Source organism: Enterobacter cloacae complex sp. FDA-CDC-AR_0132 (genome assembly GCF_003010695.1).
Lineage (GTDB): Bacteria > Pseudomonadota > Gammaproteobacteria > Enterobacterales > Enterobacteriaceae > Enterobacter > Enterobacter ludwigii.
The window spans coordinates 4,947,821-4,971,441 of the sequence record NZ_CP027618.1 but is presented as its reverse complement, the minus strand read 5'-3'; the positions used below and the strand labels follow the sequence as shown (position 1 = coordinate 4,971,441).

General features: G+C 56.4%; 18 protein-coding genes. 4 read left to right on the top strand and 14 right to left on the bottom strand.

The features are described from left to right. Positions 1-59: 59 nt before the first annotated feature. Genes thiM through AM379_RS24035 form a run of 3 tightly spaced genes read left to right on the top strand, consistent with a single transcriptional unit; the run spans position 60 to position 2,416 of the window. Positions 60-830, top strand: coding sequence for a hydroxyethylthiazole kinase (gene thiM, locus AM379_RS24045; protein WP_106504339.1), 771 nt, complete (start codon positions 60-62; stop codon positions 828-830). Then, a complete protein-coding gene (gene thiD / locus AM379_RS24040) occupies positions 827-1,627 on the top strand; it encodes a bifunctional hydroxymethylpyrimidine kinase/phosphomethylpyrimidine kinase (protein WP_106504338.1) in 801 nt (266 codons plus the stop codon). The genes thiM and thiD overlap by 4 nt, the downstream gene beginning before the upstream one ends. A 42-nt stretch (positions 1,628-1,669) precedes the next feature. Beyond that, positions 1,670-2,416, top strand: a complete 747-nt coding sequence (locus tag AM379_RS24035) for a GntR family transcriptional regulator (RefSeq protein ID WP_014170861.1) — start codon at positions 1,670-1,672, stop codon at positions 2,414-2,416. Here the strand turns inward: AM379_RS24035 and AM379_RS24030 are convergent. From AM379_RS24030 to AM379_RS24020, 3 genes are read right to left on the bottom strand one after another with little or no spacing between them, the layout of a single operon-like run. Beyond that, a complete protein-coding gene (locus AM379_RS24030) occupies positions 2,390-3,343 on the bottom strand; it encodes a PfkB family carbohydrate kinase (protein ID WP_106504337.1) in 954 nt (317 codons plus the stop codon). The genes AM379_RS24035 and AM379_RS24030 overlap by 27 nt on opposite strands. Then, positions 3,340-4,344 carry an ADP-ribosylglycohydrolase family protein gene (locus AM379_RS24025; protein ID WP_020883237.1) on the bottom strand — a complete coding sequence of 335 codons (1,005 nt, stop codon included), beginning with the start codon at positions 4,342-4,344 and terminating at the stop codon, positions 3,340-3,342. Before AM379_RS24025 ends, AM379_RS24030 begins: the two co-directional genes overlap by 4 nt. Further along, positions 4,341-5,618, bottom strand: coding sequence for a nucleoside permease (locus AM379_RS24020; RefSeq protein WP_106504336.1), 1,278 nt, complete (start codon positions 5,616-5,618; stop codon positions 4,341-4,343). Before AM379_RS24020 ends, AM379_RS24025 begins: the two co-directional genes overlap by 4 nt. Before the next feature lie 251 nt (positions 5,619-5,869). Between AM379_RS24020 and fbaB the strand changes: the two genes are divergently transcribed. Further along, positions 5,870-6,922, top strand: coding sequence for a class I fructose-bisphosphate aldolase (gene fbaB, locus AM379_RS24015; protein WP_014170857.1), 1,053 nt, complete (start codon positions 5,870-5,872; stop codon positions 6,920-6,922). A gap of 54 nt (positions 6,923-6,976) precedes the next feature. On the opposite strand, the gene yegS is transcribed toward fbaB, so the two are convergent. The 11 genes from yegS to AM379_RS23960 form a co-directional block, all read right to left on the bottom strand. Then, positions 6,977-7,876 carry a lipid kinase YegS gene (yegS, locus tag AM379_RS24010; RefSeq protein WP_106504335.1) on the bottom strand — a complete coding sequence of 300 codons (900 nt, stop codon included), beginning with the start codon at positions 7,874-7,876 and terminating at the stop codon, positions 6,977-6,979. A 182-nt stretch (positions 7,877-8,058) separates the two neighbouring features. Further along, positions 8,059-8,664 (bottom strand): hypothetical protein, encoded by a 606-nt coding sequence (locus tag AM379_RS24005; RefSeq protein ID WP_106504334.1) that lies wholly within the window; start codon positions 8,662-8,664, stop codon positions 8,059-8,061. A 7-nt stretch (positions 8,665-8,671) separates the two neighbouring features. Continuing rightward, positions 8,672-9,637 carry a hypothetical protein gene (locus tag AM379_RS24240; RefSeq protein ID WP_181010273.1) on the bottom strand — a complete coding sequence of 322 codons (966 nt, stop codon included), beginning with the start codon at positions 9,635-9,637 and terminating at the stop codon, positions 8,672-8,674. 417 nt (positions 9,638-10,054) lie between these two features. Beyond that, the gene (gene trhP / locus AM379_RS23995) at positions 10,055-11,416 is read right to left on the bottom strand and encodes a prephenate-dependent tRNA uridine(34) hydroxylase TrhP (RefSeq protein WP_106504333.1); all 1,362 of its coding nucleotides are present in this window, start codon (positions 11,414-11,416) and stop codon (positions 10,055-10,057) included. A 154-nt stretch (positions 11,417-11,570) separates the two neighbouring features. Beyond that, positions 11,571-11,903, bottom strand: coding sequence for a YegP family protein (locus AM379_RS23990; protein WP_014170853.1), 333 nt, complete (start codon positions 11,901-11,903; stop codon positions 11,571-11,573). A 135-nt stretch (positions 11,904-12,038) separates the two neighbouring features. After that, positions 12,039-12,761 carry a two-component system response regulator BaeR gene (gene baeR / locus AM379_RS23985; RefSeq protein WP_014170852.1) on the bottom strand — a complete coding sequence of 241 codons (723 nt, stop codon included), beginning with the start codon at positions 12,759-12,761 and terminating at the stop codon, positions 12,039-12,041. After that, a complete protein-coding gene (gene baeS, locus AM379_RS23980; protein WP_020883244.1) occupies positions 12,758-14,161 on the bottom strand; it encodes a two-component system sensor histidine kinase BaeS in 1,404 nt (467 codons plus the stop codon). The genes baeR and baeS overlap by 4 nt, the downstream gene beginning before the upstream one ends. Further along, positions 14,158-15,573 carry an MFS transporter gene (locus AM379_RS23975; RefSeq protein ID WP_014170850.1) on the bottom strand — a complete coding sequence of 472 codons (1,416 nt, stop codon included), beginning with the start codon at positions 15,571-15,573 and terminating at the stop codon, positions 14,158-14,160. Before AM379_RS23975 ends, baeS begins: the two co-directional genes overlap by 4 nt. Next, positions 15,574-18,651, bottom strand: coding sequence for a multidrug efflux RND transporter permease subunit MdtC (gene mdtC / locus AM379_RS23970; protein WP_106504332.1), 3,078 nt, complete (start codon positions 18,649-18,651; stop codon positions 15,574-15,576). Beyond that, positions 18,652-21,774, bottom strand: a complete 3,123-nt coding sequence (locus AM379_RS23965; RefSeq protein WP_063924754.1) for an MdtB/MuxB family multidrug efflux RND transporter permease subunit — start codon at positions 21,772-21,774, stop codon at positions 18,652-18,654. Continuing rightward, positions 21,774-22,982 carry an MdtA/MuxA family multidrug efflux RND transporter periplasmic adaptor subunit gene (locus tag AM379_RS23960; protein ID WP_106504331.1) on the bottom strand — a complete coding sequence of 403 codons (1,209 nt, stop codon included), beginning with the start codon at positions 22,980-22,982 and terminating at the stop codon, positions 21,774-21,776. The genes AM379_RS23965 and AM379_RS23960 overlap by 1 nt, the downstream gene beginning before the upstream one ends. Positions 22,983-23,621 lie beyond the last annotated feature (639 nt).

Below are 23,621 nucleotides of genomic sequence, written 5' to 3'. Positions count from 1 at the left end.
GTAGGGAAGTCAGATGCCTTCCCGGTCATCGCTTCTTCACGCACGGCAGGAGCGATACCATGCAGCCTGACCTGCTCGATTTACACGTTTTACATCAGTTTCGAACCCGTTCCCCGCTTACCCACTGTATGACCAACGATGTGGTACAGACCTTTACGGCCAATGTGTTACTGGCGCTTGGCGCTTCTCCGGCTATGGTGATTGAAGCCGAAGAGGCCGAGCAGTTTGCCGCGCTCGCAGATGCCCTGCTGATAAACGTCGGGACGCTGACGGCGCCGCGCGCCCAGTCGATGCGCCGGGCGATTGAGAGAGCAGTGACAGCAGGGAAACCCTGGACGCTAGACCCGGTTGCCGTAGGGGCGCTGACGTTCCGCACCCGTTTTTGCCACCAAATTCTCGCCCTGAAACCGGCGGCCATTCGCGGCAATGCCTCGGAAATTCTCGCCCTTGCCGGGATGAGTGCGGGCGGGCGCGGCGTCGATACCACCGACACGGCGGCGGCTGCGCTGCCTGCCGCGCAGGCGCTGGCTCGCCAGACGAATGCCATTGTGGTGGTCACCGGTGAACGGGATTACGTCACCGACGGGCAACGCACCCGCACGGTCGTGGGCGGTGACCCGATGATGACCCGCGTGGTGGGAACGGGATGCGCGCTCTCGGCAGTCGTGGCGGCGAGCTGCTCGCTTCCCGGTGACCGGCTGGATAACATCGCCGCCGCCTGCGGATGGATGAAACGTGCCGGAACGGCGGCCGTCGCCCGGTCTGGTGGTCCCGGCAGTTTTGCCAGCGCGTTCCTCGACGCGCTCTACACTCTGGAGGAACGGGCATGAATCGGATTAACGCCCTTACCATTGCCGGTACCGACCCAAGCGGCGGCGCGGGCATTCAGGCTGATTTGAAAACTTTCTCCGCACTCGGGGCGTACGGCTGCTCGGTGATTACCGCGCTGGTGGCGCAAAATACGCGTGGCGTGCAGTCGGTTTACCGCATTGAGCCGGACTTTGTCGCCGCACAGCTGGATTCGGTTTTCAGCGATGTGCGAATCGACACCACCAAGATTGGGATGCTGGCCGAGACCGACATTGTTGAAGCGGTGGCAGAACGGCTTAAACGTTACCAGGTGCAAAACGTGGTGCTGGATACCGTGATGTTGGCAAAAAGCGGCGACCCGCTGCTGTCCGCCTCCGCCGTCGAGACGCTGCGAAATAAGCTGCTGCCGCAGGTTGCGCTTATCACGCCTAATCTGCCTGAAGCCGCTGCGCTGCTGGATGCGCCGCACGCGCAGAATGAGCGCGAAATGAAAGAGCAGGGGAATGCGCTCCTGGCGATGGGCTGCGGCGCCGTGCTGATGAAAGGCGGTCATCTTGATGATGAAGAAAGCCCTGACTGGTTGTTTACCCACGACGGTGCGCTGCGTTTCACGGCCCCGCGGGTACAGACCAAAAACACCCACGGGACCGGCTGCACGCTCTCTGCCGCGCTGGCGGCTTTGCGCCCCCGTCGTGACAACTGGGGGGAGACGGTCCGCGACGCTAAAATCTGGCTCTCCGAAGCGCTGGCAAAAGCCGATACTCTCGAGGTTGGTCACGGTATTGGTCCGGTACACCATTTTCATGCCTGGTGGTAAGCCGTATACTGGCAACACACACCAGGCCTGAGAAAAACAGAGATGGAACAAGCGCATACCCGGCTAATCGACCAACTGAATGAACGCATTGCCGCCCCGGACAACACGCCGCTGTATCTGAAATTTGCCGAAACGGTAAAAAACGCGGTACGCAACGGGGTGCTGGAGCATGGGAATATACTGCCCGGCGAGCGCGATCTCAGTCAGTTAACCGGCGTGTCGCGCATTACCGTGCGCAAAGCGATGCAGGCTCTGGAAGCCGAGGGCGTAGTGACGCGTGCCCGCGGCTACGGGACGCAAATCAATAACATCTTTGAATACTCGCTCAAGGAAGCGCGCGGTTTTTCTCAGCAGGTGGTGCTGCGCGGCAAAAAGCCCAACACGCTGTGGGTGAATAAACGGGTGGTGAAATGCCCGGAAGAGGTGGCCAGCCAGCTGTCAGTGCCGCCGGAGAGCGAGGTCTTTTTGCTTAAGCGCATCCGCTATGTGGATGATGACGCCGTATCGATTGAGGAGTCCTGGGTGCCGGTAGGGTTGATTCACGATCCGGATGCAATTGGGATTTCCCTGTATGACTACTTCCGTAGCCAGAATATCTTCCCGCAACGCACCCGCTCACGCGTCAGTGCCCGCATGCCGGACAGCGAGTTTCAGACGCATATCCGCATGGATGACAAAATCCCGGTGCTGGTGATCAAGCAGGTTGCACTTGATCAGCAGAACCGGCCCATTGAGTTCAGCATCAGCTACTGCCGTAGCGATTTATACGTCTTTGTGTGCGAGGAGTAACGCCTCGCGCCCTGGCGCGCAGTCGCCGCCGCGGTGGCTAACGACCCAGGCCGCCACTGCATTGCCAAGCGTAACGGCATCAGCCAGCGACCATCCTGCCGCCAGCCCGGCAAGCGTGCCACCGGCGTGGCTGTCGCCCGCACCGATCGTGTCGACGACGGTTGCGGGAAACGCCGGAACGTAGCCCGATTTATCACCCTCAAACCAGGCGGCACCGTCTTTATCGTGGCGAATAATCAGCGCCGAACCAAAACGCTGTAGCCACTGCGGACCGAGTGTTTCAGCTTCCATGCCAAATCGTCCCGCTGCCATCTCCGCTTCCTGGCGATTAAGCGATACCATCGGCCTACAGGCCATGATCCGCGCCATCAGCGCATCAGGAATATCGGCAATGCGCGGCCCAAAGTCGATAAACGCGGTAACGTTTTCCAGGCCTTCCAGCCAGTCCGTCAGACGCTCTCCGCACGGTGACGCCAGCTGATAGCCTGAGAGGTAGACCAGGCTTTCAGGCAGCACGTGCAGCGCATCCAGCCAGCGCTGTTGCCACTGGTTCTCCACGCCGCTAAACGACATAAAGGTCCGCTCACCGTCCGGTTCGACCAGCGCCAGACACCAGCCGTTGTCGCCCGTTTCTACTTCGACGACGCTGTGCAGATCCTGTTTGGCCATGGCGTTACGGATGATGTCTGCCCACACTCCGTGGCCGACGGGGAGCGCGTTTTGCGCGGCGATCCCGAGCCGTTTCAGCGCAATAGCAATATTCAGCGCACAGCCGCCGATATTGACACCCTGTTGTTTGAGTTCGATATCACACCCGCGCCAGGGCAGGGCATAGGCGTCGGCGATCACGTCGATGACCGCGGCACCCAACACCGTGACCGGGCGAGTGGCGTGCAGTGTTTCAAGGCGTGCAGCAAAAGCACTCATACGCCCTCCCTTTGCTCCCGGAAGTGCAGCAGTTTTTCACAGTAGTGGTTAAAGTCGAGGCGGTTTACGGCGTCGAGTTCCTCCTTGTACGCCGGGTCAATCGCCTGTACGCCGTGAAGCGCACCGCAGATTGCCGTCGCCATCGCGCCGATGGTGTCCGTATCACCGCCGAGGTTGGCGCACAAAATGGCGCAGCGGTTCGGGTCGGTGCCTGCCAGTTCGACCATCGCAATCGCCGCTGGAACCGACTCAAGCGTGCTGGTGCCCGCGCCAATAAGCTGGTAAACCTGCTCGCTGGCGGAATCGATGCCGTTGGCTTCACGCACGGTCTTAAGGGCGAGCTCAATCCGTGCCGCCAGCGATGCGCTGAAGGTGGTTGTTTTCGCTTCCTGTGCGTAGCGGGCAATGCCTGGCAGGGCATCGACGATGTTCTGCCAGCGTTCACCGTCAATGGCACGCGACACTGCCCAGGCTATCACCACCGCGCCGGCAATCGCGAGGTCGGATTTATGGGTCGGGCTGGAGGCCAGCGCCACCTCTGCGACAAAGTGCTCCAGACGCGTGGCCGGCAGCAGGCAGCCCAGCGGAGAGGCGCGCATCGCCGCACCGTTGGTGACGCCGTTGTTTTCCAGTTCACTGACCGGCTTGCCGTCACGAATAGCGTTAAGCGCAATCTTCGATGTCGGACCTAACACATTCTTGTTAAACGCATCGAACGACTCCGCCCAGTGCAGAATATGTTTGCCGATAACATCTGCGTTGATCTGCCCGTCGCATTCGATAATCGCATCCGCCAGGCATAACGCCATTGACGTATCGTCGGTGAATTCTGCCTGCTTAAAATAGCAGGCGGCGTTATTTTCAGCCGGTCCGGGTAAAAAACGGTCGATCCAGCCGAAGTGCGCTTTGACGCGCTTTCTCGGCCAAAGCTCCGACGGCATGCCCATCGCATCCCCTAACGCTTGCCCGTAAAGGGCACCGAGAACACGTTCTTGTTTCATTTAACTTCCCCTCGTGTCAGCGCGGTATCGCTTTCAACCACCTCAATTGCGGTGATCTCTTTGTCCGATTCGCGGAAAAACAGCATAAACAGCACGGCGATCACGGCAATCATGATCCCTCCGAATGCCCACATTCCGGCCCAGTTGAAGGTCAACCCATTCACCGGCTCTTTGTATGCGAACATTTTTTCCATCATCACGCCGCCCAGGCGGTAACCTAACAGGCTACCAAACCCCTGACAGCACAGCGTAATCAGGCCTTGTGCGGCGGTGCGCATATGCACCGGCGCTTTTTTATCCACGTAGATATACGCGGTCACATAGTAGAAGTCGTAGCTCACGCCATGCAGCAGAATGCCGAGGAACAGCAGGGCATAGGTGAAGTACTGGTCGGCACCACCGTAAACAAAGAAGCCATAGCGGATGGCGGCGGTGAGCAGGCCCAGCAGCAAGACCTTCTTAATACCAAAGCGTTTGGTGAAGAACGGCAGCGCCAGCATAAAGAAGATTTCGGAGAACTGGCCGAGCGTCATCCAGCCGGTGGCGTTTTTCATCCCCACTTCGGTGAGATAGCCGTTGGCAAAGATGTAATAAAAGGCCAGCGGCATTGCGAACAGAAATGAGCAGAAGAAGAACACCAGGAAGTTTTTATCGCGCAGCAGGATCAGCGCATCCAGCCCCAGCATGACTTTGAAATCCATCTTGCCGGTACTCTTCGGCGGGGTGTTCGGCAGGAACAGCGCAAAGACACCGAGCAGGGCGGAGCTCCCCGCCGTCATCAGCAGCGGAATATTGGTATCGGAAATGTCGTTATAGCCCATCATCTGCGGCAGGAAACCGCACGCCAGTCCCGAGGCGATCCAGCCGAGGGTGCCCATCACGCGGATACGCGGGAAATCAGCCTCCACATCATCCACATTGGCGAAGGCAATACTGTTGGTCAGCGCAATGGTCGGCATATAGGTCAGGGAGTAAACCAGCAGCAGCGGGAAAAAGGTGCTGAACTGAGTTTGCTGTGCGGCGAAGTACATCACAATGGCACCGGCGAACATCAGTACGGCCAGTACTTTCTGCGCAGCGAAAAAGCGGTCGGTCAGTGAACCCACCAGAATGGGGGAGAGGATCGCGGCAATCGCGGTACAGGCATAAGACCAGCCAATTTCCCCGGCGGTAAAACCGCTTTTGCTCAGCCATAACCACAGCGGTACAAACCACGCGCCCCAGATAAACCATTCAACAAACATCATGAATGACAGTTGGACTTTCGTTTTCATTGTTTAATCCTGCATGTCAGAGAGGGTACGCCTTTAACATACCACTTAATAATACCTTTTAAATACCTTTGCGGTGATTGTTTGATCAATGTAACAGTTTTGTTGTACACGAATCGAGCCAGCAGATTGTGCTGAAAAAAAATGCAAATGCTGGAAAATCTGTTAAGTCGGTACCAGGCTTAGTCTGCCCATAACGCTATGGGTCTGGATAAACACTCACCGACATCACGTCGGGCTTACGGGAGCATCACATGACTGATATTGCGCAGTTGCTTGGCAAAGACGCCGACAGCCTTTTACAGCATCGTTGTATGACCATTCCAGCCGACCAGCTTTATCTGCCTGGCCACGATTACGTCGACCGCGTGATGGTTGATAACAACCGTCCGCCTGCGGTACTGCGAAATATGCAGACCCTCTATAATACCGGGCGACTGGGGGGAACCGGGTATCTTTCTATTCTGCCGGTTGACCAGGGCGTTGAGCACTCCGCGGGCGCCTCCTTTGCGGCGAACCCGCTGTATTTCGATCCGAAGAACATCGTCGAACTGGCGATAGAAGCGGGCTGTAACTGCGTGGCGTCCACCTATGGCGTACTGGCCTCCGTATCGCGTCGCTATGCCCACCGCATTCCATTCCTCGTCAAACTGAATCACAACGAAACCCTGAGCTACCCGACCGAATACGATCAGACGCTTTACGCCAGCGTAGAGCAGGCGTTCAATATGGGTGCGGTCGCGGTCGGGGCGACGATCTACTTTGGTTCTGAGCAGTCGCGTCGCCAGATTGAAGAAATTTCTGCTGCCTTCGAACGCGCGCATGAGCTGGGTATGGTCACCGTTCTGTGGGCGTATCTGCGTAACTCGGCATTCAAGAAAGACGGAGTGGACTACCACGTTTCTGCCGACCTGACCGGCCAGGCGAACCATCTGGCGGCAACCATTGGCGCGGATATCGTGAAGCAGAAGATGGCGGAAAATAACGGCGGTTATAAAGCGGTAAACTTCGGTTACACCGATGACCGGGTCTACAGCAAACTGACCAGTGAAAACCCTATCGATCTGGTGCGTTACCAGCTGGCGAACTGCTATATGGGACGTGCCGGGTTAATTAACTCCGGTGGTGCGGCGGGTGGCGACACCGATCTCTCCGACGCGGTGCGCACGGCGGTTATCAATAAGCGCGCGGGCGGTATGGGGCTGATCCTGGGCCGTAAGGCGTTTAAAAAATCGATGGCGGACGGCGTGAAGCTGATCAATGCCGTGCAGGATGTGTACCTGGACAGCAAAGTGACTATCGCTTAAGACTTTTTGTAAAACGCTGGCCGGGTCAGGCGTTACCGCCGCCCGGCCACACTGTCAACGCAGAAGCTGGCAGTCCGGTGGCAGCCGGCACTGTAGCGCGCCCGGTAACACCTCAATGCGGAACTGCTCCCCGCTCAGCGGCTCTCCGTCAAGATTAAACGTCATGCCGTGTGGGGTATTCACTTCAAACCACGCGGATTTACCGGCAATAATATTCGGGCTCTCCTCTGGCTGGGTCAGGGTGGTAAACAGCGCAGGCAGCAGGCCATCACCCGTGAAAATACGCAGCTGTAACTGACCATCATTGATCAGCGCCTCCGGGCATAACTGCTGTCCGCCACCGGCCTGACGGCCATTGCCGATACCAATCACCAGCGCATCACCCTGCCACTGAAAGTTCTCGCCGTGAATCTCACAGCGGTCCGGCTTCAGGGTATCCATGCGCATCAGGCCATGGATCAGATACGAGACGCCGCCCAGCGCTGCCTTCAGCTTTTCAGGGGTTTCGCTGGTAATGCGCGTCCCGAATCCACCGGTCGCCATATTGATAAAACAGGTTTTTTCATTCACCTGAGCAATATCCACGGCGGTGGCTTTGCCGAGGATAGCCAGCTGCAGGGCTTTTCCCAGTTCTTCGGGGATGCCGGCGCTGGTGGCGAAATCGTTGGCCGTACCGAGCGGCAAAATGCCCATCACCGGGCGGTCGGTTGCGGGAAGATCTATCAGAGCGCCAGCAATTTCATTAATGGTGCCATCGCCCCCGCCAGAAATAATGGTTTCGACCCCGAGCTTCCGACCTTCGTCGATATAGCGTGCCGCATCACCTTTTTCCCACGTCACTCGCACGTGTATACGCGCACCGTCTTCACGCAAATCCGTCACTGCCTGGCGCAACAAATCGTTGCCCGCACTTTTGCCATTGAGAATCAATAAACTGTCTGGATAGATTGCCATCCGCGCTGCTCCCTTTTTTAGCGTTAGTAAGAGTGTATAGCAGGGAGGAAAAAAGCGGGTAAGAACAGGATGAAAGGGAAAAAAAATAAGCCTGTGTAAAGGAGATTTTTCCCCCGTATAACGTAATCTGTGCCCGGTGTCGTTTACACTTTTTACGTCTGTCAATCAATGGGCTATTGCCCTCAACGTTTGAGTCGCGACATTTGCCTTGTCTCTATTTTCAGCTGTTTACGCCAAATCCGATTATGTAGCGTTAGGGCGATTGAACGGTAAAAGAGTGATGTATTCATCCACACGACATTCATGCAGAAAAATCCCAACCCTAAAAAAGAGGTTATTTGCGGGGTGTAATTCTCAACAGAGCCGAATAAAAGTGAACTCCACGTCCAGATAAAATAAACGATGCTCATCAGTCCAGTCATCGTGATAACGGAAATATGCGCTTTAAATCCAGCCAAGGACCCCCGAGCAGTCAGAAACATAGTACTCATCGCAATCATGCAATACGCCACTGCTGCAAGAAATACACCCATCATGACTTTAAATTCGGGTAAGCCGAGCAGGCGAAATAGTAATATCCAGACAGAAACTTGTAGCATAGCGTAGCAAAAAATGGCGAGTAACATACTGATAGCCAAGGGAATGCCTGTCATATGTACACCTACAGGAACGCCAAACTGATCTTTTAAGCCATCTTTTAAAGACTCAAGCCGTTGGAGATCGTCAGTCGCCATTTGACTTGTGATCACAGTACTTAATGCCAGGCTCTTCTTGATGTATTTTATCATGCTCAGGTCAATAACTTCCTGTAAATGAAAAAGACTGGATCAAACCAAAAACGTATTTTCCAGATTGTGTAATATTCTGAGGATTCCTGATTGTACCCGAGACCGCACTTCCAACAAAAGCTGAGGAGTTGGAAATGGCATTCAACAGCTCACGCTGTAAGAGCAACTGCAGCGCTTCCGATGGGTAACGTTTAGGGTAAACCCCAGCTTTCATCGCTGCTTTAACACCTGAATTCGAGATGCCGGGATTTCGGATGCGAATAATTTCCTCCGTTAACCTCGTGCGGTCCTCTCGGCTCATTTTTTGTAATAAAGAGAGTAAACTTTCAGACGTCGAGCGATTAAGAAGGCGGTAGGTCAATACCGCGCTTTTTAGACCCGCAGCGGCCCCAGCAAGTGAAATCGCATCCAGAGCGGTATTGGTTGCAGTATACCATTCCTGGGAATCCATCCACGCTACATAGTCATTATGATTCATGGCAATAAGTGACAAGCGGCCAAGCCCGTTCGCACACTGAATTCCTGTTGCCACACCACCGGCGACAATCACGGCAGCAACAGCACCGGAAGAGCCTGCGGTGAGAGGAATGGCCATACCTGCGCCAGCAGCAAGTACGACAGTGAGAATGGCGGCTCCGCAAGAAATTGCCGTAGAACCGATTTCAGTCGCTAATGAAGGTGACTGAATCGTAGTCGTCGTTGCCTGGATGGCACTACTTGAGGAAGCATTTACTTTCGTGATGACTACATGGCTTACCGAGCTTTCGTTTGGTGTCGCAATCCGCCTTGAGGGCCTTACTAACCACTGACGCGCACCGTCTGAGTAGATGATCCCAACCTGGCTAAAGTTTCGGCTACAGTCCAGGTGACTGGCAAAATCGTTGAAATTAATATCGCCGCCGGAGGCAAGGCCCAGACTGCGTGCGAGTTCGTAATTCGGAATGTCCTTTGAAAACTGACCGGGGAATGTCATGTCGTCTCTCCGTCCATGTGAAAACGTATTGTGCTAAGAAATCAAGAGTAAAGGGCATGCTATGGTCGGGAATTAGGAATGCTCTGAATAACACTCCCGCCTACCAGATCCAATAATAGTTGTGATGAATATCATAGGTCCGTCCGATTTTCATGAACGGTATTCCGGCATACGTTATTGCGAATACACACCCTTCATATGGTGGGTCTATGCCATTGCATTCTTAATAAGTGGACTGAATTGTACAAAAAAATAAGCCCGCGTAAGGGAGATTACGCAGGCTAAGGAGGTGGTTCCTGGTACAGCTAGCATTTATGGGTTATGTTTTTCAGCGGGGGGATAATACCCGTATTGAACGAAGCGGTATGTGATCCGATTCTAAGAATTATCCCAGCGCGAAAAAATTTCCCTGCTTGACTATTTACTGTGCGGGTTACGGGTACTTTCACCGTTGAAATTACGCATCAGCAGCGCAAACTCCAGCTCCACTTCTTCGGGTACCGGCAGCCAGACGGTATGGCCGTTGCCTGGCGCCACGTCAATTGCTTCGCCTTTACCGTTTTCCAGATGTTCCAGGGTGAAGTTCATGTTGCCCTGCGGGGTCATCAACTCCAGGCTGTCGCCTTTGGTGAATTTGTTCTTCACCGCCACGGCGGCCAGCGAACCTTTGCGCTCACCGGTAAAATCACCGACAAACTGCTGGCGCTCGGAAACGGAATAGCCGTGTTCGTAGTTCTGGTAATCGTCATGGGTGTGACGACGCAGGAAGCCTTCGGTATAACCGCGATGCGCCAGGCCTTCCAGGGTTTCCAGCAGGCTGGTATCGAACGGTTTGCCAGCAGCGGCATCGTCGATGGCTTTACGGTACACCTGAGCAGTACGCGCGCAGTAGTAGTAGGACTTGGTACGGCCTTCAATTTTCAGGGAATGCACGCCCATCTGCGTCAGACGTTCAACGTGCGCAATCGCACGCAGGTCTTTGGAGTTCATGATGTAAGTGCCATGCTCGTCTTCAAAGGCGGTCATGTACTCACCCGGACGTTTGGCCTCTTCAATCATGAACACGCTATCAGTTGGCGCGCCGATGCCTAAGGTTGGCTCCACGTTGGTCACCGGGATCGGCTCATGTTTGTGGACGATATTGCCGATGTCGTCTTCTTTGCCTTCCTGAACGTTATATTCCCAGCGGCAGGCGTTGGTGCAGGTACCCTGGTTCGGGTCACGCTTGTTGATGTATCCCGAGAGCAGGCAGCGACCGGAGTAGGCCATGCACAGCGCGCCGTGAACGAAGATTTCGATTTCCATATCCGGCACCTGCGTGCGGATCTCTTCAATCTCTTCCAGCGAAAGTTCACGAGACAGAATGACGCGGGTCAGCCCCATCTGTTTCCAGAATTTCACCGTTGCCCAGTTAACGGCGTTGGCCTGAACGGAGAGGTGAATATCCATCTCCGGGAAGTTCTCCCGAACCAGCATGATTAAACCCGGGTCCGACATGATCAGCGCGTCCGGTCCCATATCAACCACCGGCTTCAGATCGCGGATGAACGTTTTCAGCTTGGCGTTATGCGGCGCAATGTTGACCACCACGTAGAATTTTTTGCCCAGGGCATGTGCTTCGTTAATGCCGAGCTGCAGGTTCTCGTGGTTGAATTCATTGTTACGCACGCGCAGCGAGTAGCGCGGCTGGCCAGCATAGACAGCGTCAGCGCCATAGGCGAAAGCGTAACGCATATTTTGCAGCGTTCCCGCCGGGGAAAGGAGTTCCGGTTTAAACATGTTTGTTCTCGTTCTGATGACAGGTCAGATCCGCATGCACCAGGTGCAGCGGTAAGGGGAGATCCCCCACTTTAAGGGCGGGCATTGTAGCGCTGAGGGACAGGGAGGTAAAGCGCCGGGTCGTACCATCGCTAACCCGGCCGGAGGCGTGTCGTCAGGTATTGTCTTTTACCGTCTGGCTTGAACCGTTAGTTTTGACCGACGCGATGCCTTTATCTCGCGACTGTTCCGAGGCATACATCTGGCTGCTGCCAATAACCTGATGATTCCCGGCCTTCAGATTGAAGTGGAATTTACCGTTGGTGGCCACTTTCTTCTCATAACGTTCATCAGAAGGGCTATTGGTGCGAACGGAGGCGATACCGTTTTCGGCGGAATTTTTGGTGGTGTAAAGCTCACTGGTCAGGATCGTTTCTCCGTTTCCTGCTTTGAGAACAAACCTGAACTGCCCATCACTGCTTTTGTTTAACTCGAACCAACCAGACATAGGAACTCCTTGAACGAAGTGGAATTATCTGCACCAGTTATCAATAAGCGAACCGGTAATGTGAGTATGGTTGATTCTTCGTTGCTTTCCAGAAATGAAAAACCCGCCAGCAGGCGGGTTCGGTAAGCTAAATGCTCAGGCTATCCTGCAGGCATCGGCTTCCCATCGGTAGCCCACGCCATACACCGCGCGGATAAATGACTGCTCCGCATCGAGCGCTTCCAGCTTGCGGCGCAGGTTTTTAATATGGCTGTCGATGGTACGGTCAGTCACGACGCGGTAATCATCATACAGACGGTTCAGCAGTTGCTCGCGGGAGAAGACCTTCCCCGGCTCGTGGGAGAGGGTTTTCAACAGGCGGAATTCGGCGGGGGTGAGATCCAGCAGCTTGCCGCGCCAGCTCGCCTGGAAACGGCTTTCATCGACGATAAGTGGGCTTTCCGCGTCCAGTACCTGCAGTTCACGATGGGGCTTACAGCGGCGCAGAATGGTTTTTACGCGCGCGACCACTTCACGCGGGCTGTATGGCTTGCAGATGTAATCATCCGCGCCAATTTCGAGGCCCAGCAGGCGGTCGATCTCTTCGATTTTCGCCGTCACCATCACCACCGGCACGTCTGAGAAGCGACGAATTTCCCGGCACAGGGTCAGGCCATCGGTTCCGGGGAGCATCAGATCCAGCAGGATCAGGTCCGGCGGCGTCTGGCGCACATAAGGCAGCACCTGATCGCCATGGCTGATAAGCGTGGGGGCATAGCTTGCCGCGCGTAAATAGTCGATCAGTAACTGCCCGAGCTTCGGCTCGTCTTCGACAATCAAAATGCGTGGCGTGTTTTCGTCAATCGGTAACTCGGTCATGCTTCTCTCGATAAATCCCGTTCCAGAGGTAACTCTACTGTAATGCTTACCCCGCCAAAAGGCGAATGGGCGGCGCGGATCGTGCCATTATGGGCCTCGACGATGTTAACGCAAATCGCCAGTCCCAGACCGGACCCGCCGCTGGCGCGATTGCGGGAGCCTTCGGTGCGATAAAATCGCTCAAACAGTTTTTCCAGCTGTGCATCCTGCACGCCGGGGGCGGAATCGGCAAAGGTCAGGGCAAAATGCCCGTTTTCTTGTTTGCCGGAAATATGCAGGCCACCGCCGCTGTCGGTGTAGCGCAGGCTATTTTCCAGCAGATTGTTGAACAGCTGCATCAGGCGGTCTTTGTCGCCAAACACCACGGCGCTGTCAGGCAGTGAGAGATCGATTTTCAGGTTGCGGCTGGCGAAACGTTCGCGGAAGGCACCGCTTACCACCTCCAGCACGTTTATCACATCGACGGGCGCTTTCTGATAGGCCAGCGCGCCTTCGTCCGACATGGAGAGCTGGTGGAGGTCATCGACCAGTTTGGTCAGCGTGCCCACTTCCGCCTGCAGCGAGGCCACCGATTCGGGAGTGAACTGACGCACGCCGTCCTGGATAGCTTCCAGTTCGCCGCGCAGCACCGCCAGCGGCGTGCGGAGTTCATGGGAAATATCGGCCATAAAATCGCGTCGCATCTGCTGGTTTTTTTCCAGGGTGCTGGCGAGCTGGTTAAAGTCCTGCGCCAGCTTGCCGAGTTCGTCCTGGCTACGGGTATCGACGCGGGTGGAGAAATCCCCGGCGGCCAGCTTATGCGTCCCTTCCACCAGCCGTTTAACCGGCGCGAGCAGACCGCGGGCCAGCGGGAAGGTCGCGAGCGCGGCCAGCAGGGTGGAGAGCGCGACAATCAACCAGCTGGTGCGGCGCTGCTGGCGATCAAAGTTGATATCGGTGTTGCGCGTCAGGCGTTCAACCGGCGAGGCGATCACCCAGCCGACGGTGGCGTTATTCACTGTGATCGCCCGCTTTGTGCCATCCGGCGGAATGGGCGCGCGCGGGCCAACCAGTACGCGCATATCCTGGTCTATCACCCAGAACTGGGTGCGCCAGCCGTGCGGCGGCATCCCGGGGCCCGGGCGATCGTCACCGGTATCATGCTCAAGCGAGCGCAGGATCTGGAATACGAAGCGGTCGTTATTGCGCAGAAAACGCCAGTTACCGTGCAGGGCATACTGATCGCTCAGCGCATCGCTCAGCCCCTGTAAACGCTGTTCATTTCCATGCTTGATGTAATCAATAAAACCCCGTTCGAAACTGACCCGCACGGCCCAGTGCATGGTGACCAGCAGCACGATACAGGTGGCAAATATCGCCACAAAGAGTTTACCGGTAATGCCCGGACGCCAGAATTTCATGGTGCACTCCTTTTGCCGTGTCGGATAACGACGTTCTTACGGGTATCATCCGGCACTCTGGCGAAGATGAACGCGGGCAGGGCGATAATCACCGCCATGCTGAGATAGGTATACAAAAAGACCTGATGGGCGACCGGCGTGTCGACGCTGAGATGATGCTGTCCGTACATGCCGAGCAGTAAACCGGCAAGGGTCACCCCTACGCTCATGGAGAGCTGCATGATCATCGACAGCAGGCTGTTTCCGCTACTCGCCAGGTCATCCGGGAGTGCTTTTAACGTCAGGGTATTCATTGATGAAAAGCGCACAGAGTTAATTATGCCCTGGCAGAACAGCACCAGCGGCAGCGCGTAGTACCAGCCCAGCAGCGCCACGGCCATAAACAGCAGGCTCACCAGGGCCAACCCAAGCGTCGCGGCAACCAGGACGTGGCGATAACCAAAACGGTTAACCACCTGCACCACGATGCGTTTCATTCCCATGCTGCCAAGTACCATCGGGATCATCATCAACCCGGCGTGAAACGGTGAAAATCCCATTCCAATCTGCAAAAAGACCGGCGTCATAAAGGGCAACATGCCGCTGCCGACGCGCCCGGCAAAGCTCCCGAACAGGCCCAGACGATAGGTGGGGTTTTTAAACAGATCGAGCGTGAACAACGCGCTCTCGTTACCTCTGGCATGCCAGAGGTACCACAGGATAGCGGTAATGCCGAGCGCCACCAGAAGGCCAAGCGTCAGGGCGGAAATCCCGAGGCCTTTTTGGCCATCAAGCGCGAGGGTGAGCATCGCCATCCCCGCCGCCAGCAGGATAAAACCCAGGAAATCAAAGCGCCGGGTCTGCATGGTGTAGTTAGGCATCAGCATCAGGGTGGCAATCGCGCCGATGATGCCCACCGGCAGGTTGATTAAGAAGATCCAGTGCCAGGAGGCATACTCCACCAGCACTCCGCCCAGCGCCGGGCCAAGCAGCGGGCCGACCTGGCCTGGCAGGGTGACGAAGGTCATCGCGGCCATATACTGCTCGCGGGGCACAATCTTCATCACCGTCAGCCGCCCGACAGGCACCATCATCGCCCCGCCAATGCCCTGTAACGCGCGGGCCATCACCAGTTGATCCAGCGTATTCGCCTGGGCGCAAAACAGCGAGCCTGTGGTAAACAGCACGATGGCGGTGAAAAAGATATTCCGCACGCCCACTTTGTCCGCCAGCCAGCCGCTGGCCGGAAGCATAACGGCCACCGTTAATACATAGGAGACAATCACCATATGCATATGCAGCGGACTCTCCCCCAGGCTTTTTGCCATCGAGGGGAGGGCGGTATTGACGATGGTTGTATCCAGCGACTGCATAAAGAAGCCGAAGGCGACAATCCACAGCTGCCAGCGTACGTGACGTGGGAGGTCGGTCATTTATTCGGTTACCATCGTTCTGTTTTTACGCGAAAAACGCACCCGCAGACGGTCAAAGAACAGATAGACCACCGGCGTGGTGTAGAGCGTCAGCAGCTGGCTCATCACCAGCCCCCCGACAATGGTGATCCCCAGCGGCTGGCGCAATTCTGAGCCGTCACCGCCGGAAATCACCAGCGGCAGCGCGCCAAACAGCGCCGCCAGCGTGGTCATCATGATCGGGCGAAAACGCAGCAGACAGGCCTGGAATATGGCCTCTTCTGGCGTCAGGTTGCCATTTCGCTGGGCGTCCAGCGCGAAGTCCACCATCATGATGGCGTTTTTCTTCACGATGCCAATTAACAGCATGATACCAATCAGCGCAATCAGGCTGAAGGGCGCGCCGAACAGCTCCAGCGCCAGCAGCGCCCCGACGCCCGCCGACGGCAGCGTGGAGAGAATGGTCAGCGGATGGACGTAGCTTTCATAAAGCACGCCCAGCACGATATAGACCGTCGCAATGGCGGCCAGAATCAAAATCACCTGCGAATTCATCGTCTCCTGGAACACCTGCGCGGTACCGGCAAAACTGCCGCGTACCGTGGACGGCACGCCAAGCTGGGTCATCGCACGGTTGATCGCATCGCTGGCCTCAGAGAGGGACGAACCGGCTGGCAGGTTAAAGGAGATGGTCGATGCCGCCGAAAGGCCCTGGTGGTTCACCGACAGCGGCGCGTTCGCCGGCTGCCAGCTGGCAAAGTAAGAGAGCGGGATCGCCTTACCGTCGTTATTAATCACAAACATGTTGTCCAGCGCGCTGATGTCCTGGGTGTAACGTGGGTCCACCTCCATCACCACCTTGTATTGGTTCATGGGCTGGTAGATGGTGGAAATCTCACGCTGGCCGAAGGCATTGTTCAGCAGGCTGTTGGCGGCATCGACGTTAATCCCCAGACGTGACATGGTTTCGCGATTGTAGGTCAGCGCCATTTCTGCGCCGTTGTCCTGCTGATCGGAGTTAACGTCCGCCAGCTGTGGCAGAGCGGCCAGCGCCTTGCGGATCTTAGGCTCCCACTCGCGCAGGGCGGCTAAATCGTCAGAGAGTAACGTGTATTGATAGCTGGCGTTAGCCTGACGCCCGCCGACGCGGATATCCTGAACGGCCATCAAAAACAGATTAGCGCCCGGCTCTTTGGCGAGCTTCACGCGCAGGCGGTCGATAACCTGCTGGGCGGTTTCATTGCGCTCGTCACGCGGCTTCAGGGTGATAAACATCATCCCGCTGTTCACCCGCGAACCGCCGGTAAAGCCGGTCACGTTATCTACCGCTTTATCTTCGCGGATGATCTTCATAAAGTCCTGCAGCTTGCCGCGCATGGCCTGAAACGAAATACTCTGGTCTGCCTGGATCCCGCCCATCAGCACCCCGGTGTCCTGCTCCGGGAAGAAGGTTTTCGGGATAGTAATGTACATCCAGACGTTGAGCACGATGGTGCCAATCAGCACCAGGCCGACAATGCGCGTATGCCTCAGCACCCACTTCAGGGACTTGCCATAGCTCTCTTGCATCGCCAGCAGGAAGCGACCAAACCCCTTACGGCGCGGCTGAGAGTGGGGCTTGCTGCGTTTTAACATCCAGCCGCACATCATCGGCGTGAGCGTGAGGGACACGATCAATGAAATACCGATGGCGACAGAAAGCGTGACGGCAAATTCCCGTAACAGCCGGCCAGGCAGGCCGCCCATCAGCAGTAACGGCAGGAACACCGCCACCAGCGACAGGCTCATCGACAGTACCGTAAAGCCCACTTCACGCGTTCCCTGCAGCGCGGCCTGCAACGGTTTCATCCCCGCCTCCAGATGGCGCGAGATGTTCTCCAGCACCACAATGGCGTCATCCACCACGAAGCCGGTGGCAATCGTCAGCGCCATCAGCGACAGGTTGTTAAGGCTAAATCCGCACAGATACATCGCCGCGAAGGTCCCTATCAGCGAGACAGGCACAGCCACCGCAGGGATCAGCGTGGCCCGGCCTGAACGCAGAAACAGGAAGACCACCAGAATCACCAGCGCAACGGAGATCACAAGCGTCTGCTCCACCTCTTCGAGCGAGGCGCGAATGGTGGGGGAACGATCCTGGGCAATCTGCAGATCGATTGCCGCCGGGATGGTCTGCTGGAGTTCCGGCAATCTCGCGCGGATACTGTTCACCGTCTCAATAATGTTGGCTTCCGGCAGCTTGCGGATCATCAGCAAAATGGCCGGTTTAGCGTTGGTCATCCCGGCATTGCGCACGTCCTGCACCGAGTCGGTGACGCTCGCGACATCGCTCAGGCGCACCGCCGCACCGTTGTTGTAGTGAATGATCAGCGGCTGGTATTCCGCAGCGGTTTTCAGCTCATCGTTAGTCTGGATTTGCCAGCGGTGGCTACTGTTCTCGATGGCCCCCTGCGGTTTGCGCACGTTTGCATTGCTGATGGCAGAGCGCACATCGTCCAGTGAAACACCCTGGTTAAACAGCGCCTGCGGGTTTAAGCCCACGCGCACGGCGGGCAGAGAGCTTCCGCCAACGCTGACATCACCCACGCCGTTAATCTGGGCGAGAGTCTGTGCCAGTTGGGTGGAGGCGAAATCGTACAGCTGCCCCTGCGAATAGGTGTCCGAGGTAAGCGTCAGGATCATGATCGGCGCATCGGACGGATTCGCTTTACGGTAGGTCGGACGGCCCGGCATCCCGCTCGGTAGCAGGTTCTGCGCGGCGTTGATCGCCGCCTGCACATCGCGCGCGGCGCCGTTAATATCCCGGTCGAAGCTGAATTCCAGAATGATGCGCGTGCTGCCAAGCGAGCTGCTGGAGGTCATCTCGTTGACCCCGGCAATTCGCCCGAGTGAACGTTCCAGCGGTGTGGCAACCGACGAGGCCATGGTTTCCGGTGATGCACCGGGCAGCGAGGCGCTGACCATGATCACCGGGAAATCCACCTGCGGCAGCGGGGCCACCGGCAGCAACCGGAAGCCCAGGACGCCGCACAGGGTGATGGCGAGTGAGAGTAAAATCGTCGCCACCGGGCGATAAATGAAGAGGGCGAAAAACTTCATTTACGCCTCCTCTTCACGTTTCGGGAAGCGGCTTTTCGTCCACAGCGCCAGACGGTCAAACAGCAGATAAATGACCGGCGTGGTGAACAGGGTCAGGACCTGGCTTACCAGCAGGCCACCGACCATACCAATCCCCAGCGGACGACGCAGCTCGGCACCAACACCGGTACTGAGCATCAGCGGCAGGGCACCTAGCAGGGCGGCGAGCGTGGTCATCAGGATCGGGCGAAAACGCAGCAGACAGGCCTGGAAAATTGCCTCACGCGGCGACATCCCCTGCTCGCGCTCGGCGGCAAGGGCAAAGTCGATCATCATGATGGCGTTTTTCTTCACGATCCCGATAAGCAGGATGATCCCAATGATGGCAATCACGTCCAGCTCGCTCCCCGCCAGCATCAATGCCAGCAGCGCCCCCACGCCCGCCGTTGGCAGGGTGGAGAGGATGGTAATGGGGTGAATGAAGCTTTCATACAGCACACCGAGCACGATATACATCGCCACCACGGCCGCGACAATCAGCCAGATGGTGTTGCCCAGCGCGGCCTGGAACGCCAGCGTGCTGCCCTGGAACTGGGTCTGAATATCAGACGGGAAGTTCAGCGTCTTCTCTGCGGCCAGAATGGACTCCACCGCTTCGCCCAGTGAATAACCGTCCGGTACGTTAAACGAGATGGTGGTGGACGGGAACTGATCCAGATGGTTAATCGACAGCGGTGTGTAGCGCTCTTCCACCGTCGCGATGGCGCTGAGGGGCACGATGCCCCCGTCTTTGCTGGTCAGGCGCACCGAATCGAGCGCGGCCAGGCCGGGCGTGTTTTCCGTGTTGTGTTCCAGCACCACGCGATACTGATTCGCCTGGGTATAGATGGTGGAGATCAGACGCTGACCGAATGCGTTATACAGCGCGTTATCCACGTCGGCCATGGTGATCCCAAGCCGGCTGGCGGTATCGCGGTTGACGTTCACATATGCCGCCAGCCCTTTGTCCTGCCAGTCGCTGCTGACGTCCGAGAGCTGCGGCAGGGCGTTGAGTTTATCCACCAGTTGCGGTACCCAGGTGCTGAGCGCATCAAGGGTGGTGGCCTGCAGCGTGAACTGGTACTGGGTACGGCTCACCTGGGTATCGATGGTTAAATCCTGAATCGGCTGGAGGTACAGCTCAATACCCGGCACGCGCGCCACGGCAGTTTGCAGGCGTTCGATCACCGTTTGCACGCGGTCGTCGCGATCGTCAAGCGGTTTAAGGTTGATCTGCAGGCGGGCACTGTTCAGCGACGGGTTGGTGCCATCGACACCGACATACGAGGTCAGGCTCTCTACTGCCGGATCTTTCATGATGATCTCTGACACCTGCTGCTGACGCTGCGCCATGTTAGCGAAGGAGACCGTCTGCGGTGCCTGAAGCGTGCCCTGGATAATGCCGTTGTCCTGAATCGGGAAGAAGCCTTTCGGGATGAAAATCCACAGCATAACGCTGAGCGCCAGCGTACCAAGCGCCACGCCAAGGGTTGCCCATGGATGGTTAAGCACTTTCGCCAGCACCCGTCCGTAAGCGGCAATAATGCGTTCGAACATCCGCTCAGAGGCGCGCGAGAAGCGGTTTTGCTTGCGCAGGGAGGCGTGGCTCAGCATACGGGCGCACATCATCGGCGTGAGGGTCAGTGACACCACGGCGGAAATCAGAATGGCGACGGCCAGCGTCACGGCAAATTCGCGGAACAAACGCCCGACGATATCGCCCATAAACAGCAGCGGGATCAGTACCGCAATCAGTGAGAAGGTGAGGGAGATAATGGTAAAGCCGATCTCGCCCGCCCCTTTCAGCGCCGCGGCTAACGGTTTTTCACCTTTTTCGATATAGCGCGAGATGTTCTCGATAACAACGATAGCGTCATCGACCACAAAGCCGGTGGCAATGGTAAGGGCCATCAGCGTCAGGTTGTTTATCGAAAAATCGAGGAACACCATGACGGCAAATGTTCCCACCAGTGAGAGCGGCACGGCGACGGCAGGAATGAGGGTCGCCGGCACGTTACGCAGGAACAGGTAGATGATCATCACCACCAGCGCAATCGCCAGCATCAGTTCAAACTGGGTGTCAGTCACGGACGCGCGAATATTGGTGGTCCGGTCAGACAGCACTTTCACGCTCACTGACCTGGGCAGGCTTTCAATCAGTTGCGGCAGCATAGTGCGAATGCTGTCTGCGGTTTCAATGATATTGGCACCCGGCTGGCGCTGGACGTTCATCACGATTGCCTGCTGTTTGTTGGCCCAGGCGCCGAGCCAGCTGTTTTCCGCACCTTGCTCAACGGTTGCCACATCGCCCAGACGCACCGGCGCACCGTTCTGGTACGCGACGATCAGCTGTCGATATTCATCCGCGGACTGCATTTGATCGTTCGCCGAGAGGGTGACGGCCCGGGTTGGGCCATCAAGCGAGCCTTTCGCCGAGTTGACGTTGGCATTACTGATGGCGCTGCGGATAGTTTCGCTGGTAAGGCCCAGCGCGGCAATGGCCTGGGCATTGAGCTTCACGCGCACCGCCGGACGTTGACCGCCGGCAAGCGTAACCAGCCCCACGCCAGAGACCTGTGAAATTTTCTGCGCCACACGCGTTTCGACCATGTCTTCGACCTGGGTCATCGGCATGGCGGAGGAGGTGACGGCGAGCGTCATGATCGGCGGATCCGCCGGGTTTACTTTGCTGTAGACCGGTGGGTTGGGCAGGTCCGATGGCAGCAGGTTGGTGGCTGCGTTAATCGCGGCCTGTACTTCCTGTTCGGCAACGTCGAGTGAGAGCGTAAGCTGGAACTGCAGCGTCACCACGGATGCTCCGCCGGAGCTTTGCGAGGACATTTGCTTCAGGCCAGACATCTGACCAAACTGGCGCTCCAGCGGCGCGGTGATGGCCGACGTCACCACATCCGGGCTCGCACCCGGATAAAGGGTGACCACCTGGATGGTGGGATAATCCACTTCCGGCAGCGCCGAGACGGGCAGGAAGCGATAGCCAATAATCCCGGCCAGCAGGATCGCCACCATTAACAGCGTGGTGGCAACAGGGCGCAGAATAAACAGGCGTGAAGGCCCACCTGTAGAGCTCGGGGGCATAACCTGCATCAGGACGTCGCTCCCTGCTTAGCAGGCTGTTGCTGGCCTTCAACCACTTCGACTTTCGCCCCCTCGGTGAGACGATCAATACCGTCGGTAACCACGCGGTCACCTGCGGAAAGGCCGGCGCTGATCACCACCGTCTGGCTGTCCTGAATGCCGGTTTTCACCAGATGCTTGCTGACGTTATTCTCACTGTTAAGCACCCAGACAAAGTTCCCTTCGTTGCCCATCTGCAGTGCCGCCGTCGGGATAACGACCGCATTTTCCTGTGTTGCGACCAGCATCCGCGCATTCACGAACTGATTCGGGAAAAGCGCATCATCCTGATTGTTAAAGCGGGCTTTTAACTTGATGGTGCCGGTGGTGGTGTCAATCTGGTTATCCAGACTGAGCAGGGTGCCTTCGCTCAATTTTTGCTTGTTGGCGCGATCCCAGGCCTCCACAACCAGCCCTTTGCCGGCTTTTTGCGCCTGAACCACGGTTGCGATGTCGCTCTCCGGCAGGGTAAAGACTAAATCGACAGGATGCGTCTGGGTGATGACCACGATACCGGTGGTATCGCCGCTGGAAATCTGGTTGCCAATATCAACCTGCTTCAGACCGACGCGGCCGTCAATCGGGGCGGTGATGCGGCTCCAGTCGAGCTGCAACTGTGCGCTGGCCACGGCGGCTTCGTCGGCTTTAAGGGTGCCCAGCGCTTCGCTGACCAGAGACTGCTGCGTATCCAGTTCCTGACGCGATACCAGGTTGGTTTTCACCAGTTGCTGATAGCGTGCCAAATCGCGTCGGGCGTTCGCGAGCGTGGCCTTGTCTTTCGCGAGCTGGCCCTGCGCCTGCGCGAGGGTGACTTTAAACTGGCTTGGGTCAATTTCCGCCAGTAAGTCCCCGGCTTTAACCTGCTGGCCTTCCTGGAAGTGAAGCGCCATCAGCTGCCCGTCCACACGGCTGCGAACCGTAACGGTGTTGGCGGCGGTAATGGTTCCCAGCCCGGAGAGATAACGGGGCACCGCTTTATTTACCGCAGTAGCCGCCTGAACGGGAGCCAGCGCACCGCCGCGCATGCCGTGACGCCCGCCACTCGCGGGACGCTGTGATGGACTGCTGGCACCTGCGGAAGTGTCAGAAGAGTGATTGTGCCAGAACCAGGCGGCGGCAAGAGCCACCACAATGATGCCAGCGGCGATTGCCCAGCGGGATTTGTTACTGCCTTTCATCGTTATACGTTCTCATCCTGAATACTTCGGGGAATGATACTAGTTTAGTCAGGCAACACGGCAGAAAAATGGAGGAAATATGGAAGACTGTCTGGATTTGTCTGATTGGCAGGGGGAGGGGCGCGGCGTGAGACGGCCTTCAAATCGGAACAATTGCCAGTGCATAATTTACCAGGAATATTCCCTGCCACCTGAAATATTCTTATTATTTATCTGCCGGGTGAGAAACGGAGAAAGATAACAATTGGTTTTATTATTTAATTTGTCTTTAGGAAAATTTCATTATTCATCATGTAAGGATCGGAATATTCTCTGTTATACCAATATTTTTCATTTTGTTATCAAATCATTAACAAACTAATGATTTTTTGCAATGTGACGTATTTATTTGATTTGAAATATGTTTTTGTTATTCCTTTCATTGCATCACTTTTGATTTGTATCAAAAAGCTAAAACAGTTTAAATTACCTAAAATTGCGATAATTATAGATTTTTATTTTAAAAATGTTATTTAAATGGTTTTATATTTTTATTTAAGCGATCTCGTTATGAATGATTATGAGAAAAATCCTAGCGACGGAGGGTTTTTTCGTCATTCGATTGGTTGTCCTGAAACATAATTCAAATAATACTTTTTC

Bases quoted from the DNA above. Each gene is read 5' to 3' on its own strand.
- thiM (WP_106504339.1), top strand. From the start codon at position 60: ATGCAGCCTGACCTGCTCGATTTACACGTTTTACATCAGTTTCGAACC.
- thiD (WP_106504338.1), top strand. From the start codon at position 827: ATGAATCGGATTAACGCCCTTACCATTGCCGGTACCGACCCAAGCGGC.
- AM379_RS24035 (WP_014170861.1), top strand. From the start codon at position 1,670: ATGGAACAAGCGCATACCCGGCTAATCGACCAACTGAATGAACGCATT.
- AM379_RS24030 (WP_106504337.1), bottom strand. From the start codon at position 3,343: ATGAGTGCTTTTGCTGCACGCCTTGAAACACTGCACGCCACTCGCCCG.
- AM379_RS24025 (WP_020883237.1), bottom strand. From the start codon at position 4,344: ATGAAACAAGAACGTGTTCTCGGTGCCCTTTACGGGCAAGCGTTAGGG.
- AM379_RS24020 (WP_106504336.1), bottom strand. From the start codon at position 5,618: ATGAAAACGAAAGTCCAACTGTCATTCATGATGTTTGTTGAATGGTTT.
- fbaB (WP_014170857.1), top strand. From the start codon at position 5,870: ATGACTGATATTGCGCAGTTGCTTGGCAAAGACGCCGACAGCCTTTTA.
- yegS (WP_106504335.1), bottom strand. From the start codon at position 7,876: ATGGCAATCTATCCAGACAGTTTATTGATTCTCAATGGCAAAAGTGCG.
- AM379_RS24005 (WP_106504334.1), bottom strand. From the start codon at position 8,664: ATGATAAAATACATCAAGAAGAGCCTGGCATTAAGTACTGTGATCACA.
- AM379_RS24240 (WP_181010273.1), bottom strand. From the start codon at position 9,637: ATGACATTCCCCGGTCAGTTTTCAAAGGACATTCCGAATTACGAACTC.
- trhP (WP_106504333.1), bottom strand. From the start codon at position 11,416: ATGTTTAAACCGGAACTCCTTTCCCCGGCGGGAACGCTGCAAAATATG.
- AM379_RS23990 (WP_014170853.1), bottom strand. From the start codon at position 11,903: ATGTCTGGTTGGTTCGAGTTAAACAAAAGCAGTGATGGGCAGTTCAGG.
- baeR (WP_014170852.1), bottom strand. From the start codon at position 12,761: ATGACCGAGTTACCGATTGACGAAAACACGCCACGCATTTTGATTGTC.
- baeS (WP_020883244.1), bottom strand. From the start codon at position 14,161: ATGAAATTCTGGCGTCCGGGCATTACCGGTAAACTCTTTGTGGCGATA.
- AM379_RS23975 (WP_014170850.1), bottom strand. From the start codon at position 15,573: ATGACCGACCTCCCACGTCACGTACGCTGGCAGCTGTGGATTGTCGCC.
- mdtC (WP_106504332.1), bottom strand. From the start codon at position 18,651: ATGAAGTTTTTCGCCCTCTTCATTTATCGCCCGGTGGCGACGATTTTA.
- AM379_RS23965 (WP_063924754.1), bottom strand. From the start codon at position 21,774: ATGCAGGTTATGCCCCCGAGCTCTACAGGTGGGCCTTCACGCCTGTTT.
- AM379_RS23960 (WP_106504331.1), bottom strand. From the start codon at position 22,982: ATGAAAGGCAGTAACAAATCCCGCTGGGCAATCGCCGCTGGCATCATT.